The 15,986-nt window shown below is 67.8% G+C and carries 14 protein-coding genes and 1 pseudogene; 10 read left to right on the plus strand and 5 right to left on the minus strand.

Going from position 1 to position 15,986, the window contains the following annotated elements; all coding sequences use genetic code 11:
* The 6 genes and pseudogenes from BZB76_RS33575 to BZB76_RS33605 form a co-directional block, all read left to right on the plus strand.
* A pseudogene (locus BZB76_RS33575) lies at positions 1-237 on the plus strand (hypothetical protein); the annotation flags it as partial.
* Positions 238-413: 176 nt separating this feature from the next.
* Positions 414-1,289 (plus strand): helix-turn-helix domain-containing protein, encoded by an 876-nt coding sequence (locus BZB76_RS33580; protein WP_121438485.1) that lies wholly within the window; start codon positions 414-416, stop codon positions 1,287-1,289.
* Positions 1,286-1,477: a DUF397 domain-containing protein gene (locus BZB76_RS36810; RefSeq protein ID WP_121438486.1), complete on the plus strand. Its 192-nt coding sequence runs from the start codon at positions 1,286-1,288 to the stop codon at positions 1,475-1,477. The genes BZB76_RS33580 and BZB76_RS36810 overlap by 4 nt, the downstream gene beginning before the upstream one ends.
* A 1,785-nt stretch (positions 1,478-3,262) precedes the next feature.
* Positions 3,263-4,837, plus strand: a complete 1,575-nt coding sequence (locus tag BZB76_RS34450; protein ID WP_147449652.1) for a midas domain-containing protein — start codon at positions 3,263-3,265, stop codon at positions 4,835-4,837.
* Complete coding sequence (locus tag BZB76_RS33600; protein WP_121438489.1) at positions 4,834-5,283, plus strand: hypothetical protein; 450 nt, start codon at positions 4,834-4,836, stop codon at positions 5,281-5,283. Before BZB76_RS34450 ends, BZB76_RS33600 begins: the two co-directional genes overlap by 4 nt.
* Before the next feature lie 29 nt (positions 5,284-5,312).
* Positions 5,313-5,801, plus strand: coding sequence for a hypothetical protein (locus BZB76_RS33605; protein ID WP_121438490.1), 489 nt, complete (start codon positions 5,313-5,315; stop codon positions 5,799-5,801).
* 745 nt (positions 5,802-6,546) lie between these two features.
* On the opposite strand, the gene BZB76_RS33610 is transcribed toward BZB76_RS33605, so the two are convergent.
* The 5 genes from BZB76_RS33610 to BZB76_RS33630 are packed head-to-tail and all read right to left on the minus strand — an operon-like array spanning position 6,547 to position 11,612.
* Positions 6,547-7,635 (minus strand): glycerate kinase, encoded by a 1,089-nt coding sequence (locus tag BZB76_RS33610; protein ID WP_211343333.1) that lies wholly within the window; start codon positions 7,633-7,635, stop codon positions 6,547-6,549.
* On the minus strand, positions 7,632-8,477 hold the full coding sequence (locus tag BZB76_RS33615; RefSeq protein WP_170180889.1) for a shikimate dehydrogenase family protein: 846 nt from the start codon (positions 8,475-8,477) through the stop codon (positions 7,632-7,634). Before BZB76_RS33615 ends, BZB76_RS33610 begins: the two co-directional genes overlap by 4 nt.
* Positions 8,478-8,500: 23 nt before the next feature.
* Positions 8,501-9,274, minus strand: coding sequence for an enoyl-CoA hydratase/isomerase family protein (locus tag BZB76_RS33620; RefSeq protein WP_121438493.1), 774 nt, complete (start codon positions 9,272-9,274; stop codon positions 8,501-8,503).
* Positions 9,271-10,845 (minus strand): acyl CoA:acetate/3-ketoacid CoA transferase, encoded by a 1,575-nt coding sequence (locus tag BZB76_RS33625; RefSeq protein WP_121438494.1) that lies wholly within the window; start codon positions 10,843-10,845, stop codon positions 9,271-9,273. The genes BZB76_RS33620 and BZB76_RS33625 overlap by 4 nt, the downstream gene beginning before the upstream one ends.
* Positions 10,842-11,612: an SDR family NAD(P)-dependent oxidoreductase gene (locus BZB76_RS33630; protein ID WP_170180890.1), complete on the minus strand. Its 771-nt coding sequence runs from the start codon at positions 11,610-11,612 to the stop codon at positions 10,842-10,844. The genes BZB76_RS33625 and BZB76_RS33630 overlap by 4 nt, the downstream gene beginning before the upstream one ends.
* Positions 11,613-11,668: 56 nt before the next feature.
* Between BZB76_RS33630 and BZB76_RS33635 the strand changes: the two genes are divergently transcribed.
* From BZB76_RS33635 to BZB76_RS33650, 4 genes are read left to right on the plus strand one after another with little or no spacing between them, the layout of a single operon-like run.
* Positions 11,669-12,694 carry an amidohydrolase family protein gene (locus BZB76_RS33635; RefSeq protein WP_121438496.1) on the plus strand — a complete coding sequence of 342 codons (1,026 nt, stop codon included), beginning with the start codon at positions 11,669-11,671 and terminating at the stop codon, positions 12,692-12,694.
* A 31-nt stretch (positions 12,695-12,725) separates the two neighbouring features.
* A complete protein-coding gene (locus BZB76_RS33640) occupies positions 12,726-13,886 on the plus strand; it encodes a Gfo/Idh/MocA family protein (protein ID WP_121438497.1) in 1,161 nt (386 codons plus the stop codon).
* Positions 13,883-15,094, plus strand: coding sequence for a dihydrodipicolinate synthase family protein (locus BZB76_RS33645; protein ID WP_121438498.1), 1,212 nt, complete (start codon positions 13,883-13,885; stop codon positions 15,092-15,094). Before BZB76_RS33640 ends, BZB76_RS33645 begins: the two co-directional genes overlap by 4 nt.
* Positions 15,091-15,909 (plus strand): sugar phosphate isomerase/epimerase family protein, encoded by an 819-nt coding sequence (locus BZB76_RS33650; protein WP_121438499.1) that lies wholly within the window; start codon positions 15,091-15,093, stop codon positions 15,907-15,909. The genes BZB76_RS33645 and BZB76_RS33650 overlap by 4 nt, the downstream gene beginning before the upstream one ends.
* Positions 15,910-15,986: the final 77 nt, after the last annotated feature.

Below are 15,986 nucleotides of genomic sequence, written 5' to 3' on the forward strand. Positions count from 1 at the left end.
AAGGTGGCCTCTACCGCGGAAGCGTCGCCAGTACTGGTGGCCTACCCACTCGGCTACGACTGGATGTTTCTGTACTGGTACTGGATGCGGTTCACCGACACCGGGTCTCCGTTCGGCCACTCCCGCCACCTGGACCTCAAGAGCCTGTACGCCGCCAAGGGTCGTCGACCGCACCATGTCAGTCACCACTTCAGATGCACGCTGCCACCAACCCCTGGTGATCGGACGCCGAGCTAGCGTGCTCAGCGAAGACCGTCGAAGCGTAAGAAATTGTGCGGCCATATACGATCCTGTTCGATATAAAAGTGTAACCGTTTTCGACCAGGAAACCCGTCTAAATCGCCGCGCGAGATCTCAACGGTGGTGTACACAGGGTAGCTAGACGAACACGCTCCAGCTCCTCGGGGGTTGACATGGGTAGCCCGTACGTAAAGCGTCTACGGCTTGCGGCTGAACTTCGCGCTCTCCGCGAAGACCGCGGGCTGATGGCGGAAGAGCTAGCCAAACGCATCCACTACTCACGCACAAAGATCAGCCGTCTCGAGAACGCCTCCGGTCGCCCCGATGTCGGTGACGTCCTAAGGGTTCTCGATGCTCTCGGGCTATCCGATGATGAGTGCATGAGGTTGGTCCGCCTCGCCACTGCTGCCTCCAAGAAGGGGTGGTGGGACGCCTACGGCGAAAGCATGGGCCCCCGTCAGCGGCTCTACGCAGACATCGAGTCTGGAGCTGACACCATCCGCGAGTACAACGGCACCATGATCCCTGGGCTACTGCAAACTGCCGAGTACAGCTCCGCCCTAGCGGAACTCTGGCGAGGAGACAAGCTCCGGGGCCTCGACTTCAAGAAGATGACCAAGGCGCGACAGCGTCGACAGGAGGCCGTCCTACATCCAGAGGGTCCGGCATACACCGTCATCCTCGATGAAGTAGTCCTCAGAAGAGTCAGCGTACCCGCTGATGTCTTGGCAGCTCAGATACGCCACCTCATCAAGCTCATGGCATCTGTTCCAAAACTCGGCGTACGGGTGCTCCCAGTCGACGCGAATGTCGAAGGCGTCGCCATCCCCGAGGCCGCCTTCTCGCTCTACACCTTTCCGAACTCAAACGACCCACCTATGGTCATGATCGAGACATCCCTAACCGACCTGCCTTACACCGGAACCCGTGAGGTCGAGCAGCACGCAAAGAGGTACGAACTTCTCGGCGAGGTTGTTCTATCCTCTGAGGGCAGCCTCAAGTGTCTGACCGAGGCCGCCGACCGACTATCAGGTAGGACAGGCGGATGAACGAGAAGTTCACAGCGTGGCGAGTATCCAGCCATAGCCAGCCAGGAGCGAACTGCGTCGAGGCAGGACGATCACTTGCCGCAACCGTAGGTGTTCGCGACTCTACCCTTCGTAACGAAGGGCCAATTCTGGAGTTCACCCGGACGGAATGGGCTGCGCTCCTCACAGCGATCCGGTCATTCTCCTGAAGACACAACTGCACTCGCCTAGGCTCTGCGATCGGAAGCGTAAAGACTAGGATGAAAACGCAGTACGACCACTGGCGCAAGTCCCATCACAGCGAGCCACTGGGAGGCGTTGGGGTAGTTCACTTCCCTGACGCAACAGTAGGAGTGCACGACTCCGCACTCCATAGCAGAAGTCTGGTCTCTTGAGCTGGCCCAGCAGAATGGAATACGTTACATTTACACGCACGCTTGATTCGGTGGTCCGATCAGACCGACCACTACACTGCTTCAGCAGAGCCGCTGTAAGTCAAATTCACTGCAGCGGCTCTAGAGTCTCTCGGACGACCGAAAGCTTTCCTTTTTCCTCCCCTAGCCTCCTGAAGCGCCGATTCTTGAGATCGCGACCGAGATCACGCCCTTGTGTTACTGAGCGCCAGGTACATCGCATACGCATTGATAGGACTGCACCTCCGCAGGTCAGATCGACCTTCCATGCCGCTTTCACGCTCGTCGGACCTCCGGTTGCGCTCATGACACACCGATGAGCGACGGCCCATTTAGACGACCGTGTACGTCTATGGCGTGGAACCACTGGAGACGTGCACAAGTCTGCGGCGGCTGTAAGCCAGTCTCACTGGGCAACCAGGCAGAATCTCTCCTCCCACCCGCCCATCAAGGCTTCTTGGGACGCCAGTCTTCGCATTCGTCGTCCAAAGTGTCGTCCTCCCTTCGCCTGATCTCAGGAATATCGCGTACGCGTCGGCAAGGCCTTGCCCGCGAGCCGGGCCACCATCCCCCGCCGCTGCTTCACCTGGGCCGACCGGGCATCATCCCTCCTCCAGCTGTCGCGCCTAGGTGTCTTAGGAAACCGGTTTCTGAGTTCGTCGCCGAGATGCCGTCGCGTTGCTAGGACTCCAGGCGTCTCCGTCTCGGCAAGCCTCTGCTCGAAGGCTAGGTCGACCTGCCTATGCCGTCGCTCCACCCGTCAAGCGAACCGGTAACGTTCACGACGCACCGATGAGCGGCGGTCCACTCAGATCGAACGCAACCTCCTGTAGTGCGGAGCCGCTGTAGACACGTGCACAAGTCGTCCACTCCCGCCAGTCGACCGGCCCGCGGACGGGCCCGGACCGTCGCCGCTCCCGCCTGCGCGCCCGTCCGAACGCCGCGCGCGCAACCAGCGACCGCTGCCATCCGGGCCCGCGCGGCGGCGTTCGGCGGCGATGCCGAAGCGGCCACCGCGGGCCCCGGCCAGGCATCAACCACCGCCGCACAGCTACCTGGTTCACCGGCCAGCCATAAGTGCTTGCCTTCCATATCCATTAGGCTCTGGGGACGCCAGTTCTTGAGGTCGTCACCCGAAATGCCGTAGTCACGTTGCTGGGTCAATCAACCTCCTCGGCCACTGCCGCACACGCGATAGACAGAGTGGGCACACCTTCGGGGATGTAGTAGGACGCCCCCGGACCTCACAGCGTCCGCCCAGCATGGGGCGTTCCGGCGCTTCTCTCGGCTCCCGCATTCGTTGGGTTCTCCCGTCTGTACGACGACAACGTCTCCCTCTCACACATAGCAGAACCGAAGAGCTGGCAGAGCACACAGTCATTCCGCCGAGTCGTCAGCCAAGTTCGCTGCGCACAAATCTCGCACGTGCGAAAGGACCACATGCACGCTTACATGGACGCGACGCATGGAGGGTCAACCCCGCGCCACCTCCCATCCGACCGTAGGGAAAACGGGCGAACCGTCCGTTATCCGGCTGATCGTCCATGCGGACTCCGACCACCGGCGGAAAGGGCACCAGGCGTGGGCCTCGAGCGCACCAGCGGAACGGACACCCGTACCGACACCACCGACTCCCCCAACACCCACGAGCGGCCCTCCGCACCACAACCGGACAACCCCGGCGCCCCCGGCCAACCCTCCCGCCTCGAAAGCCTCCGCCGCGCCCGCGAAGAGCAACATGCCAGAGCCGCCCAAATCGCTGCGGCCCGCGAAACCGAACAGCGTGAGAGGCCCGTCGAGGACAACCCCTCGACCGAAGACCAGACACAAGACACCCCGGCCGAACCGGAGGACAACGACGAGACGCGGGAACCCGCCGACACCGCACAAGAACCCGACGCCGGAACCGATGAGGCCGAGCGCGACCCGGAAGAAACAGACCCACAGACCGAGCAGCCCAAGCAATCCGACACCCTGGGCGAAGAGCCCGACACCCGGGACACCGACCGGCTTGCTGCCGACTCATCGGACGAAACCGGCCAGACCCGAGACGGCGAAGCCGAAACTGAGGATCTATCTGAGCACGACCGCCCTCCACTCCCCCGGCGCGAGGAACGCTCGTCTAACACCGCCGGCTACGACGAGAACGCGGAAACCGACGAGGCTGAGCAACTCGACATCCCGGGTGAGACGCGGGAACCCATCGAGGCCACGGAGGGGTCCGAGGCCGAAGCCGGTGAAGCTGAGCGCTCCTCGGAAGACACAGACGCACAGGTTGAAACCGAAGACGCCGAGCAACCCGACGTCCTGGACGAGGAACCCCACACCCAGGACACCCAGCGCCCACTCGACGAAACCGGCCAGACCCAAGATGGCGTAGCCGACAGCCAGTCGCCGCTCCCCCGAGACGGGGAACGCTCGTCCAACACCGCCGATCGCGATGCCGACCAGGAGACCGGTGAGGCCGAGCGGGCCCCGCAGTCCCCGGACATGTCACCTGGTCAAGAAGGCCAGGAGGTAGCGGACGAACAGGTCCGGGCCCCCGGAGATCCGCGGCCCGCCGGAAACCAGCCCGGCACGTCCGACGCCGCCGCACAGCCCGACGCGCCCGCGCTGCCTCCAGACTGGCCACCGAGAACGAACGACGGCGGAACTCGGTGGTCCACACCCGTCTACCGCATCGACGACAGAACATCGGGCACCCAGGTCGAGCCTCGTGATAGGAATGCCGAGACCCAACCCGAGACACCAACCACCACCAACGAGGCCAGCGATTATCGGCGGCTTCCCGAGCTCCCACGCGATGGAACACCTGGACGCGGCGAACTCCGCCCACCGGAGGATGACCCGGCAGACCGGGACGCTGAACTCGAGGAACGCCGACGGAGCCGCTGGGAGCCGCTTGAACGGCTACAGGCTGGGATGGACGGTGTAAAGAAGGCAACGGAAGGTGCAAAACACTACCTAGATAAGTCACCGCCGACCGGGAAGGCGGAAGTTAAGACCGACACCGGTTCCGCACACTCTCCCACGACAAATGCGGCCGCGAATCCCACAGACGTGGTACTCGGCGCCGCCATAGTAGCGACAGCGGCTATCGGTGCGATCATGAGAACAGTGGACAAGATCAAGCATAGAGAGGCGGAGCATGAATGAAGGTAACTGACGAACAAGTCGCTACCTTGCGTGCGCAACTCTCCGGAGACACGGATGAGTATGTGCAACGCTTGGATGAGATAACTTCTCCGGAATCTCAGACAAGTTACACAACTCTGATCACCGCAGCGTTCTTCGAAGCCGTCGATCGGCACTTCGTCGTCAACGGCAAGGCTGCCGATGATCGTGACATCATCGACTTCGTTGCCACGAAGCGAGAAATCAACCCCATCGCCGCGGAACAACTCGACCCGACTGTAGCCGAGCAAGTGCTCGCGCATGCACTGGGCAAGGGATCGATACCCACCGAAATCGACAGCGACACGCTGATGCAGACTCAGGTGCTCCTGCTCGCAGCACTGATCGGCGAAGCCGATCTCAGCGACTCCGAGCTTGAGACCTTCCTGTCCAAGGCGCGCGCTGAAGCGGACGAACACCTGGACTGATACAAACACCCCCCCGATCGGATCTCGGCATGACAGACAAAGCTCCCACCACAGTCAGCGACCTGCACGTGACAGCTCTGCGCACGTTTCTGGTCGAAGGTCCCGAGGTTTGGCTGAAGCGACATGAGAATCTAGCGAAGGATGAAACGGACCTCGGATTCTCGCTTCTGCTCTACGCCGCATTCACCAAGGCGACGAAAAAGAAATTCTCGCCGCTCTACAGCGTTCCACAGTTGATTCGATACGTCGCCGATCATCGCCTCAGCCTTGAGGAGCATGCACGCGAGTTGAACCCTCGCGTTGCTGAGAGCCTTCTTCGCTTCGCCCTAGGCGATGAGAGCTTGGGCGAGCGCCCACCGTTCGGCGTGGACACGATGAGCGTGGTGCGCGCCGAAATGTACCTGCTCATGGCTCTCGTTCAGGAAGCGAAACTCAACGATGCGGAACTGGAGGAGTTCATCAAGGACTCCGCCGTTCTCGCCAATGAATGGGCGGCCGCCGACCAAGAGCAGGTGTAGGAAGAAGCCACTCCGGGAAGCGCTACGAGGAACGCCGACGCCTACGCGTGAAGTGCATGCCTCCCAGAGATGTGGAGGCCGACGCGTCACCCCCCCAGGCCGTACTCCATGCCGAGTTTCGGGTGGACGGCCTGGGGGACCTCCGACGGGCACACGTTCCGCGCCCGCCCGTCGTCCTTGAATGTGTGGGTGATGAACCGGCACCTGCGGAGAGCGTCTGGACGCCAACGTGTCGCCTACGGAGATCCCGCGCGCTACCCCGATATCCAAGCTGATCGTCTTCGATCGCCGGGGCGGGCTCCATCTGAGCTTCTCGAAGAGTGGGTGCCGCCCGAACTTCATCCCCTGGAAGTACGTGAGCGTCGACGACGGAACGCCGTTGGCCGTCGAATCGGACAGCTTGTCGGGTAGAAGATGCCCTAGATGTACCTGCGGGCGATGGAGGGTGACATCAGCCCTGTCCGCCGAGCTCCTCGTCGTCCTGGGCAAGCCGGGCTTCGCTCGCTTCTCTCAGCGCCGAGTGACCCAGATATCGCAACCGCGGTAGGCAGACTCGTCGTTTCAGCGGGACAGGTGTCCAGTCCGCTGCTGACTTCGGGTGGAGTCTCGAAGTCGGTGTTCAGCCCCTTCTCGGGAGCTGGATGGACGTGGCATCGCGTCCTGGCTGGTTGATTCAGAGCCTGTCCTCGAGTGGTGCCTGGGTTGGATGGAGGGAGGCCTCGGGCGGCTGTGGGGGTTGTGGTTGTCAAGGGGTGGAGAGGGTGGCGGCGAGGTGTTCGGCGGCTTGGCGGAGGTGGTGTTCTGGGGATTTCATTGCGGCCTGGGGTGAGCCTGCCAGGTCGGTGAGGCTGAGCATTGTTACGCCGGGGTGTTCCGTTGTCACGCTTCCGGCGATTACTGCGGCGGGGACGCCGTGGCGTTCTGCCAGGTGGATGATGTGGCCGGTGACCTTGCCTGTGTAGGACTGTGCGTCGTGGCGGCCCTCTCCCGTGACGACCAGTGTGGCGCCGGCGATGCGGGTTGGGAGGCCGGTCAGATTGGTGAGGTAGCGGGCGCCGGATTCCGTTTTCGCGTTCCAGCAGGAGGAGAGGCCGTAGGCGATGCCGCCTGCTGCGCCTGCGCCTGGGGTGTCGGGGGTGCCGCCTAGTACTTTCGCCCATTGGCGGAGGGCGTTGTCCAGGACCTTTATCAGGGCGGGGGTTGCGCCTTTTTGTGGGGCGAAGACGGTTGCTGCGCCGTGGGGGCCGTAGAGGGGGGCGTCTACGTCGCAGAGGACCAGGACGCCGTCGGGTGGGGGTGGTAGCAGGTTCGTGGTGTCGACGTTGGTCACGTGCGCCAGGGCGGTGCCGCCGGGTGGGAGGTCGTGGCCGTGGTGGTCGGTGGTCCGGAGGCCTAGTTCGCGGAGGCAGCCGGCGCCGCCGTCGGTGGAGGCGGAGCCGCCCAGGCCGACGACGATGCGCCGGGCCTGCTGTCGGGCCGCGCGGAGGACGGTGCCGAGCGGGGCGCTGTCGGCGCCGCCCGGGTCGTGGGTGCCGAGGAGGGGCAGGCCGCAGCATTCGGCGAGTTCCACCACCGCCGTGCCGTCGGCGAGCATGAGCCAGCGGGCCTCGTGCGGGCCGTGCGGCAGGGTCACCGTGGTCTTTCGGACGGTCGCGTCCGGGCGGGCGGCCAGCACCGTGTCGAGTGTGCCCTCGCCGCCGTCGGCCTGGGGTAGGAGTTCGGTCGTCACGTCGGGGCGGACGCGGCGGAAACCGTCGGCCATCGCGGCGGCGGCACGGGCCGCCGAGAGGGTCGACTTGAACGAGTCGGGTGCGAGCACCACCCGTAGGGTCACGGTCGGGCGTCTCCCTCCGCGAGCAGCGGGGCGACGGCCCGCCGCATGGTCTCGGTCGGATCGGGCAGGCCCGTCCACCGGCACCATGCGGCGGCGGCCTGCGCGACCAGCATCCCATCGCCGTTCGACGCCCGCATTCCGCGGGCCCGGGCCCGGCGGACCAGTTCGGTCTCCGCCGGGATGTACACGACGTCGAACACGGCCGCGGACGGGTCGAGGACGTCGACGTCGATGACGGGTCCCGGGGAGAGCATGCCGACGGACGTCGCGTTGACGAACAGGTCGGCCTTCGCGAGTCGGTCATGGGTGCGGGGGTCGTCGAAGGCGAGGGGTTCGATCGTGGCCGCGTCGCCGAGGTCGTCGGCGAGGCGGCGTGGCATGGCGGCGTCCAGGTCCAGGACGGTGAGGGTTCCGGCGCCTGCGGTGGCCAGGCCGTATACCGCGGCGTGGCCTACGCCGCCTGAGCCCGCGACGACCACGGAGCGTCCCTTCACGTCGCCGCCGAGGCAAGACCGGACGCCGGTCATGAAGCCGATGACGTCGGTGTTGAAGCCGATCAGGCGGTCGCTTTCGGCGGCGACGCTGTTGACCGCGCCGATCGCGCGGGCGTCGGGTTCGATCTCGTCGAGCAGGTCCATGATGCGGAGTTTGTACGGGGCGGTGATCTGGAAGCCCATCCAGTTGTCGCGGCGGGCCTCGGCGACCTGTTCGGTGAGGCCCTGCTCATCGACTTCGCGGAGTTCGTAGCGGGCGTCCACGCCTGCGGCGGCGAACGCGGCGTTGTGCATGACCGCGGAGTGGCGGCGTCGCAGGGGGCTGCCGAAGAGGGCGACCGTGCGCATGGTCTTCTCCTTGCCGTTCGGGGTCATCGGCCGGTGAAACGGGCCTGGCGTTTGGCGAGGAAGGCCGCCGCGCCCTCCAACATGTCGTCGGTCGCGAAGACCGTCTCCGAGCCGTCGAGTTCGTGGGCCAGGCCGTCCTCGAGGGCCGTGTCGGTGGAGAGGTCGAGGAGTTTCTTCGCGACGCGCATCGCTACGGGTCCGCGGGAGGCGAGTGTTTCGGCCATCTCGCGGGCGGCGTTGACGGCTTGTCCGGCATCGGCGACGCGGGTGACCAGGCCGATGGCGAGGGCGTGGGCGGCGTCGATCGGCTCGCCGAGCAGGATCATCTCCTTGGCGCGGGCGAGGCCGATGATCCGCGGCAGCCGTTGGGTTCCGCCGCTGCCCGGTGTCACGCCTAGTTTCAGTTCCGGCATGCCCAGCTTGGACCGGTGGGTCGCGATCCGGAAGTCGCAGCACAGGGCCAGTTCGAGGCCGCCGCCCAGGGCGTGGCCCTCGATCGCGGCGACGGTCGGCACCGGGAGCGTGGCGAGCTGGCGGTAGACCAGCCGTTCCAGGAGCAGCTTGTCCTCGGCGACCCGGCCGTGCAGGTCACGGAACTCGGCGATGTCGGAACCGGCGCAGAAGGCCTTGCCTCCGGCGCCGTGCACGACGACCGCCCGGACCTCGGGGTCGCGGGCGACCGTGTGGAGCGCGGCGCGGAGTTGTCGGGTCAGTTCGCGGGACACGACGTTCAGGGGCGGGTTGTCCAGGACGATTTCCGTGCACGGCCCGGTGACGACGTGGACGAGGTCGGTCATGGGGCGGTGCCCTTCTCGGTGAGGTCGGCGGCCAGGCCCATCGGCGCGGCGGTGAACAGTCGCGGGTCCATCAGGGCGGGCTGGACGGGAACGGCGGGTTCGATGTCCATGTGGGCCAGGACGTCCTTCTCCACGTCGATGCCGGGGGCAACCTCGATCAGCGCGAGCCCGGCGGGCGTCAGCTCGAACACGGCGCGTTCGGTGATGTACCGGACGGACTGTCCTCTCTCCGCCGCCAGGCGACCGTTGAAGCTGATCTCGTTGACCGTGTTGATGAACTTGCGGTGCCGGCCCTCGGTGAGGATGGTGAGCTTTCCGTCCTCGACGGCGACTCGGAGGTCGCCCGCGGTGAAGGTGCCGACGAAGCAGAGGCGTTTGGTCTTCGTGCTGATGTTGATGAAGCCGCCGGGGCCGCGTGGACGGTCGTCGAACGCGTGGACGTTGACGTTCCCGTACCGGTCGACCTGCGCGAACGACAGGCTGGCGATGTCGAGTCCACCGCCGTCGTAGAAGTCGAACATCGACGGCTGTTCCAGGCGGGCCTGGTAGTCGTATCCGGCGCCGCCGTCGCCGCCGAACGCCGGGACACCGCCGAAGACGCCCTGCTCGACGGTGAGGGTCAGCGCATCCGAGACGCCCTCCTCGGCGGCGACGGAGCCGATCTGCTGCGAGATGCCGAAGCCGAGGTTGCAGATGTCGCCGCGGCGGAACTCCATGAGCGATCGGCGCGCGATGACCTTTCGGACGTCCAGGGGCGAGGCGGCGACGCCTGCGGAGGGGGCGCGCAGTTCGCCCGAGTAGTACGGGGAGTGCGCGGTCGCGTAGGTCTGGCGTTGCGCGGCGTCCACGTAGACGAGGTCGACCAGGGCGCCGGGGACGCGGACGTCCGCCGGGCGCAGCGAACGCCGTGCCGCGAGCCGTTCGACCTGGACGACGACCTTGCCGCCGTTGTTGTGGGCGGCCATCGCCAGCGCGAGGGTGTCGCCGAGGATCGGTTCGTGTTCGAACGTGAGATTGCCGTCCTCGTCGGCCGTGGTGGCCCGCAGGACGACGACGTCGATGGGTAGGGCGCGGTACAGCAGCCACTCCCGTCCGGCCAGTTCGACCACCTCGACCAGATCCTCGGTGGTGCGGGCGTTCTGCTTGCCGCCCGTCTGCCGCGGATCGACATAGGTGCCGAGGCCGACGTGGGTGAGGTGGCCGGGACGTCCGGCGGCCATGTCGCGGCACAGGGCCGACAGGACGCCCTGCGGAAGCGAGTACGCCTCCAGCGCGCCGTCGGCGACCAGGGCGCCGAGCCGGGGTTCGTTGCCGATGTTGCTGCCGATCGTCCGGCGGGCGAGGCCGGGTAGTCCCAGCTGGGAGAACCCCTTGTCGGCGAAGTCGCCGACGCCGACGACACGGACGGTGGTGAGGTCGCGCGGGTGGCCGGTGGCGCGGAACCGTTCCGCGAGCGCGTCGATGAACGCCTGTGGCACGCCGTGTCCGGCGCCCGAGCCGCCGACCCAGACGGCGTCGCCGTCGCGGACGAGGGCGAGCGCGTCGTCGACGGTTCCGATGGCGGGGCTCATGGCATCAGCCCTCCGCTGTTGGGGTTGAGGGTCTGGCCGATGAGGAGCGCGGACGCGTCCGACAGCAGGAAGACGACGCAGTCGGCGACCTCCTCGGGCTCACCGAACCGGCCCAGCGGCAGCTCGGCCATGCGTTTGCGACCGACCTCGCCCTCCATCACGGTCCGGCCCATGTCGGTGTTGGTGACACCGGGCGCCACGCAGTTCGCGCGGATGCCGCGCTGCCCGAACTCGCGGGAGATCGACTTGGCGAGCGCGATCAGCCCGGCCTTGGCGCTGGCGTAGTGCGCGACGCCCGGCCAGCCGACCAGGCCGAGGCGGGACGCGATGTTCACGATGGAGCCCGACCCGCGTTCCAGCATCCCGGGCAGCACCGCCTGGCTCGCGTGGAACGCCGCGGTGAGGTCGGTGGCGATGACCCGATCCCATTCCTCGGGGGTCACGTCCAGGAACGGTGTCTCGGGCATGATGCCCGCGTTGTTGACCAGGCCGTCGATCCGGCCGAACCGTCGCTGCACCGCCGCGACGAAACCGAACACCTGGTCGCGGTCGGTGACGTCGCAGCGGTGGACGTCCGCGTCGACGCCGAGGGCGCGGGCCTCGTCGGCGACGTTCTTCGCCCCGGCCTCGCTGTCCCGGTAGGCGATCGCGACATCGGCTCCGGCGGCCGCGGCGGCCAGCGCGATCGATCGGCCGAGGCCCCGGCCGCCGCCGGTCACCGCCACCACCCGGCCGTACAGCGGGCCCGACCCGTTTCGCTCCGACATGCCCCACCTCATTCTCTGTAAGCGCTTTCAATTTTCCGTTACCATCTCACAGCGTGATGACCACTTCAAGCCCCCATCCGGCCGCGGGCGGCGGACGCGTCGTCGACGTCCACGCGCACGCCGTCCCGGCGGCCCTGCTGGCCGAACTGAAACCACCTGACCTCACCGACGACCTGCGCATCCGGTTCGGGGCGCGGTTGACGCCGCCCGTCCCGGAGGCCCTCACCGACGTGCGGTCGCGCATCGCGGAGATGGACCGGACCGGTGTGGACGTCCAGGTCGTCTCGCCGTGGCTGGAGCTGAGCCCGGACGAACTCGACCCGGCCGCGGCCACCGCGTTCCTGAACGTCCTGGACGAGGCCATGGCCGCGGTCGTGGCGACGCGCCCCGACCGGCTGGTCGCGCTGGTCCTCCTCGACCGGCACGACCCGGAGTCGGCGGCGGTCCGGCTCAGGCGGGCGGCGGCCCGGCCCGGGTTCGCCGGTGGAGAACTGGCCGTGGGCGGGCCCGGTCCCCGGCTGGACGACGCGCGCTGGGATCCACTCTGGAAGGCCGCGTCGGACACGGGCGCGCTGGTGCTGCTGCATCCCTGGCGGGCGGCGTCCCCGGCGGACCTGCGCACCGACCGGCTCGGCGACATCGTGGACAATCCGGCGCAGTCGACCGCGGCAGTCGCCGCGATGATCCTCACGGGCGTCTTCGACCGCTTCCCCGACCTGCGGTTGTGCGTCGTCCACGGGGGCGGGTTCCTGCCCTACCAGGCCGGAAGGCTCGACGCGATCGCCCGGCTCCGGCCCGACTGGTCCGATGACCGCGTGCCGCCGAGCACGGCCCTGCGGCGGCTCTACTACGACTCGCTCACCCATTCGGCGACGTCGCTGGCGTGGCTCGTCGAGTTCGCCGGGAGCGACCACGTGCTGCTCGGCAGCGACCATCCGTTCCCCACCGGCGACCCCGAGGCGGTCGCGGCGGTGGCGACGGCTCCCGGCCTGTCGCACGCCCAGCGCGGCGACGTTCTGGGCGGCGCCGCCGCGGGTCTCCTCGGCCACCGCACCTTGACAGTCCTGAATTCCATGAAATAGAAAGCGCTTACAGAAATCCAGGGAGGTACTCATGGATCAGGTGCGCATCGGCATCATCATGAACGGCGTCACCGGACGGATGGGGACGCGCCAGCACCTCGACCGTTCGATCGTGGCGATCCGGAACCAGGGCGGGCTCGCCCTCAAGGACGGCCGCAGGCTCGTCCTCGACCCCATCCTCGTCGGACGCAACCCCGCGAAGCTGGAGGACCTCGCCCGGCGCTACGGCGTCGACCGCTGGACGACCGACCTCGACGGGGCCCTCGCCAACGAGGACGACACGATCTACTTCGACGCGCAGACGACGCAACTGCGGGCCGAGGCGGTGCGCAAGGCCATCGCGGCGGGCAAGCACATCTTCTGCGAGAAGCCGACGGCCGTGTCGCTCGACGAGGCCCTCGAACTCGCACGGCTCGCCGACGCGGCCGGGGTCAAGCACGGCGTCGTCCAGGACAAGCTGTTCCTGCCCGGCATCCGCAAGCTAAAGAGGCTCATCGACGGCGGCTTCTTCGGCACCATGCTGAGCTTCCGGCTGAACTTCGGCTACTGGGTGTTCGAGGGCGACTGGCAGCACCTCAACCGTCCGTCGTGGAACTACCGCAGCGAGGACGGCGGCGGCCTCATCCTCGACATGTATCCGCACTGGCGGTACCTGATCGACAACGTCGTCTCGCCGATCAAGTCGGTCCTGTGCCACAGCGCCATCCACATCCCGAAGCGCTGGGACGAAGACCACCGCCCCTACGACTCCACCGCCGAGGACGCCGCCTACGGCCTGTTCGAACTGGAGAACGGCGTCACCGCCCAGTTCACGACGTCCTGGGCCACCCGCCCCTACCGCGACGAGATCGGCGAGTGGCAGCTCGACGGCACGCACGGCAGCGCGATCGCCGGGCTGCGCGAGTGCCGGGCGCAGTCCCGGGCCAACACGCCCATGCCGGTGTGGAACCCCGACATCCCGAACCCGATCGACTTCCGGGCGGGATGGCTGCGGGTGCCCGACAACGAGGAGTTCGAGAACGCGTTCCGCGTCCAGTGGGAGATGTTCCTGCGGCACGTGGTCGAGGACGCGCCGTTCGGCTGGGACCTGCTGGAGGGCGCCAAGGGCGTCCAGCTCGCCGAGCTGGCGTTGCGGTCCGCGCGCGAGCGCCGCTGGGTCGACGTGCCCGAGCTGACGGTCGGGTCGGCGTGACCTCGCTGCTGCTGCCCTCCGGCACCACGCTGGAGAAGTACACGTTGCGCGGCGCCCCGCGCCCGCTGCCGAGTCGCCGGGACGCGCCGCGCACCCGCCGGGCGTACGCGGCCGCGCACGTCGTGGCCGACCCGCTCGCCACCGTCGACCCGGCGCTCGACCCGGCCGTCGACTGGGACGCGACACTGAGGTTCCGGCACCACCTGTGGGACCTCGGGCTGGGCGTCGCGGAGGCGATGGACACCGCGCAACGCGGCATGGGACTGCCGCACGGGCTCGTCCGGGAGCTGATCGAGCGGTCCTGCGGGGAGGCGGTGGAACGCGGCGCCGCCATCGCGTGCGGCGCGGGCACCGACGACCTCCCGGAGGACCGGCCCGTCACCCTCGCCGAGATCGAACGCTCCTACCTGCGCCAGTGCCGGTGGATCGAGGACGCGGGCGGCCAGGTGGTGCTGATGGCCAGCCGGGCGCTGTGCCGCACGGCGCGTTCGGCCGACGACTACCTGTCGGTGTACGGGACGGTCCTCGGCTCGCTGACCCGGCCCGCGATCCTGCACTGGCTCGGCGACATGTTCGACCCGCGGCTGGCGGGCTACTGGGGCACCGCCGACCTCGACACGGCCGCCGACACCGTCGTCCGGCTGATCACGGAGAACGCGAGGTCGGTCGACGGCATCAAGATCTCCCTGCTCGACGCCGGGCGGGAGGTCGCCCTGCGCCGCAGGCTTCCCGCCGGGACGACGATGTTCACCGGGGACGACTTCAACTACCCCGAGCTGATCAGGGGCGACGAGCAGGGGCACAGCGACGCCCTGCTGGGGATCTTCGACGCGATCGCGCCGCTGGCGGCCGAGGCCTTCGCCCTGCTGGACGGGGGCGACGCGGCGGGCTTCGACCGCGTGCTGGCGCCGACCGTGCCGCTGTCCCGGGCGATCTTCGAGGCGCCGACGTACCACTACAAGACCGGCATCGTGTTCCTGGCCTACCTGCGCGGTCTCCAGTCGCACTTCGTCATGCTCGGCGGGCACCAGGGGGCCCGGTCGGTCGGCCATCTCGCGCGCCTGTTCCGGCTCGCCGACCGGGCGGGCCTCATCGAGGACGTCGACCTCGCGGTCGCCCGCATGCGCGCCGTGCTCGCGACCGCGGGCATCGACGGAAGGGACACCGTGGTCGCGGGGAGCGGCACGTCAGCGAGGAGCGGAACGTGAGCGTCGAACGGCTCGCCATCAACCAGATCACGGTGAAGGCATGGTCCTTCGAGGAGACCGTGCGCGGGCTCGCGCGGCACGGGATCGGCTGGATCGGCGCCTGGGTCGGTCCCGTCGAGGAGTACGGCTTGGAGCGGGCGGCGGCGCTGTTGCGCGACCATGGCGTGCGGGTGTCCAGCATGTGCCGGGCCGGGTTCTTCACCGGCAAGAACCCGGACGGCGGGGGGCTCGACCACGACGCCAACCGCCGTGCCGTGGACCTGACGGCGGCGATCGGTGGGGACGTGCTCTACATGGTGAGCGGGGGCGTCCATGATGACCTGAGCCTGCCCCGGTCGCGTGCGGCCGTCGTGGAGGGGATCGCCGAGCTGGTGCCGTACGCGGCGGCGGCGGGCGTCCGGCTCGCGGTCGAGCCGCTGCACCCGATGATGTGCGCCGAACGGTCGGTCACGGTGACCCTCGACCAGTCGCTCGACATCGTCGAGCGGTTCGACCCCGCGCACGTCGGGCTCGCGGTGGACACCTACAACGTGTGGTGGGATCCCGGGCTCGACGCTGCGCTGGCCCGCGCGGGCGACCGGATCATCGGCTACCAGGTGTGCGACTGGCTGGTGCCGCAGCCGCACCCGACGTTCGGGCGCGGGCTGCCCGGCGACGGCGCGATCGACATCCCCGCGATCACCCGGGCCGTCGACGCCGCCGGGTTCACGGGACCGATCGAGGTCGAGATCTTCAACGAGAAGGTGTGGGCACGGGACCCCGACGACGTTCTCGCGGCCGTCGTCGCGGGCTTCCCGCACCACGTCCTGCCCTGAGAACGGCCGGTGCGCCCGGTGAGCAGCGTCGCTCGCCGGGCGTATCGGCATGCCCGCCCCGCCCCGGACGCGGCGGG

Source organism: Actinomadura pelletieri DSM 43383 (assembly GCF_003634705.1).
GTDB lineage: Bacteria > Actinomycetota > Actinomycetes > Streptosporangiales > Streptosporangiaceae > Spirillospora > Spirillospora pelletieri.

What these genes read in the sequence shown, in the direction of transcription:
- BZB76_RS33605 (WP_121438490.1), top strand. Translation starts at nt 5,313, where the DNA reads ATGACAGACAAAGCTCCCACCACAGTCAGCGACCTGCACGTGACAGCT.
- BZB76_RS33625 (WP_121438494.1), bottom strand. Translation starts at nt 10,845, where the DNA reads ATGAGCCCCGCCATCGGAACCGTCGACGACGCGCTCGCCCTCGTCCGC.
- BZB76_RS33600 (WP_121438489.1), top strand. Translation starts at nt 4,834, where the DNA reads ATGAAGGTAACTGACGAACAAGTCGCTACCTTGCGTGCGCAACTCTCC.
- BZB76_RS33630 (WP_170180890.1), bottom strand. Translation starts at nt 11,612, where the DNA reads ATGTCGGAGCGAAACGGGTCGGGCCCGCTGTACGGCCGGGTGGTGGCG.
- BZB76_RS33580 (WP_121438485.1), top strand. Translation starts at nt 414, where the DNA reads ATGGGTAGCCCGTACGTAAAGCGTCTACGGCTTGCGGCTGAACTTCGC.
- BZB76_RS33615 (WP_170180889.1), bottom strand. Translation starts at nt 8,477, where the DNA reads ATGCGCACGGTCGCCCTCTTCGGCAGCCCCCTGCGACGCCGCCACTCC.
- BZB76_RS36810 (WP_121438486.1), top strand. Translation starts at nt 1,286, where the DNA reads ATGAACGAGAAGTTCACAGCGTGGCGAGTATCCAGCCATAGCCAGCCA.
- BZB76_RS33640 (WP_121438497.1), top strand. Translation starts at nt 12,726, where the DNA reads ATGGATCAGGTGCGCATCGGCATCATCATGAACGGCGTCACCGGACGG.
- BZB76_RS33635 (WP_121438496.1), top strand. Translation starts at nt 11,669, where the DNA reads ATGACCACTTCAAGCCCCCATCCGGCCGCGGGCGGCGGACGCGTCGTC.
- BZB76_RS33620 (WP_121438493.1), bottom strand. Translation starts at nt 9,274, where the DNA reads ATGACCGACCTCGTCCACGTCGTCACCGGGCCGTGCACGGAAATCGTC.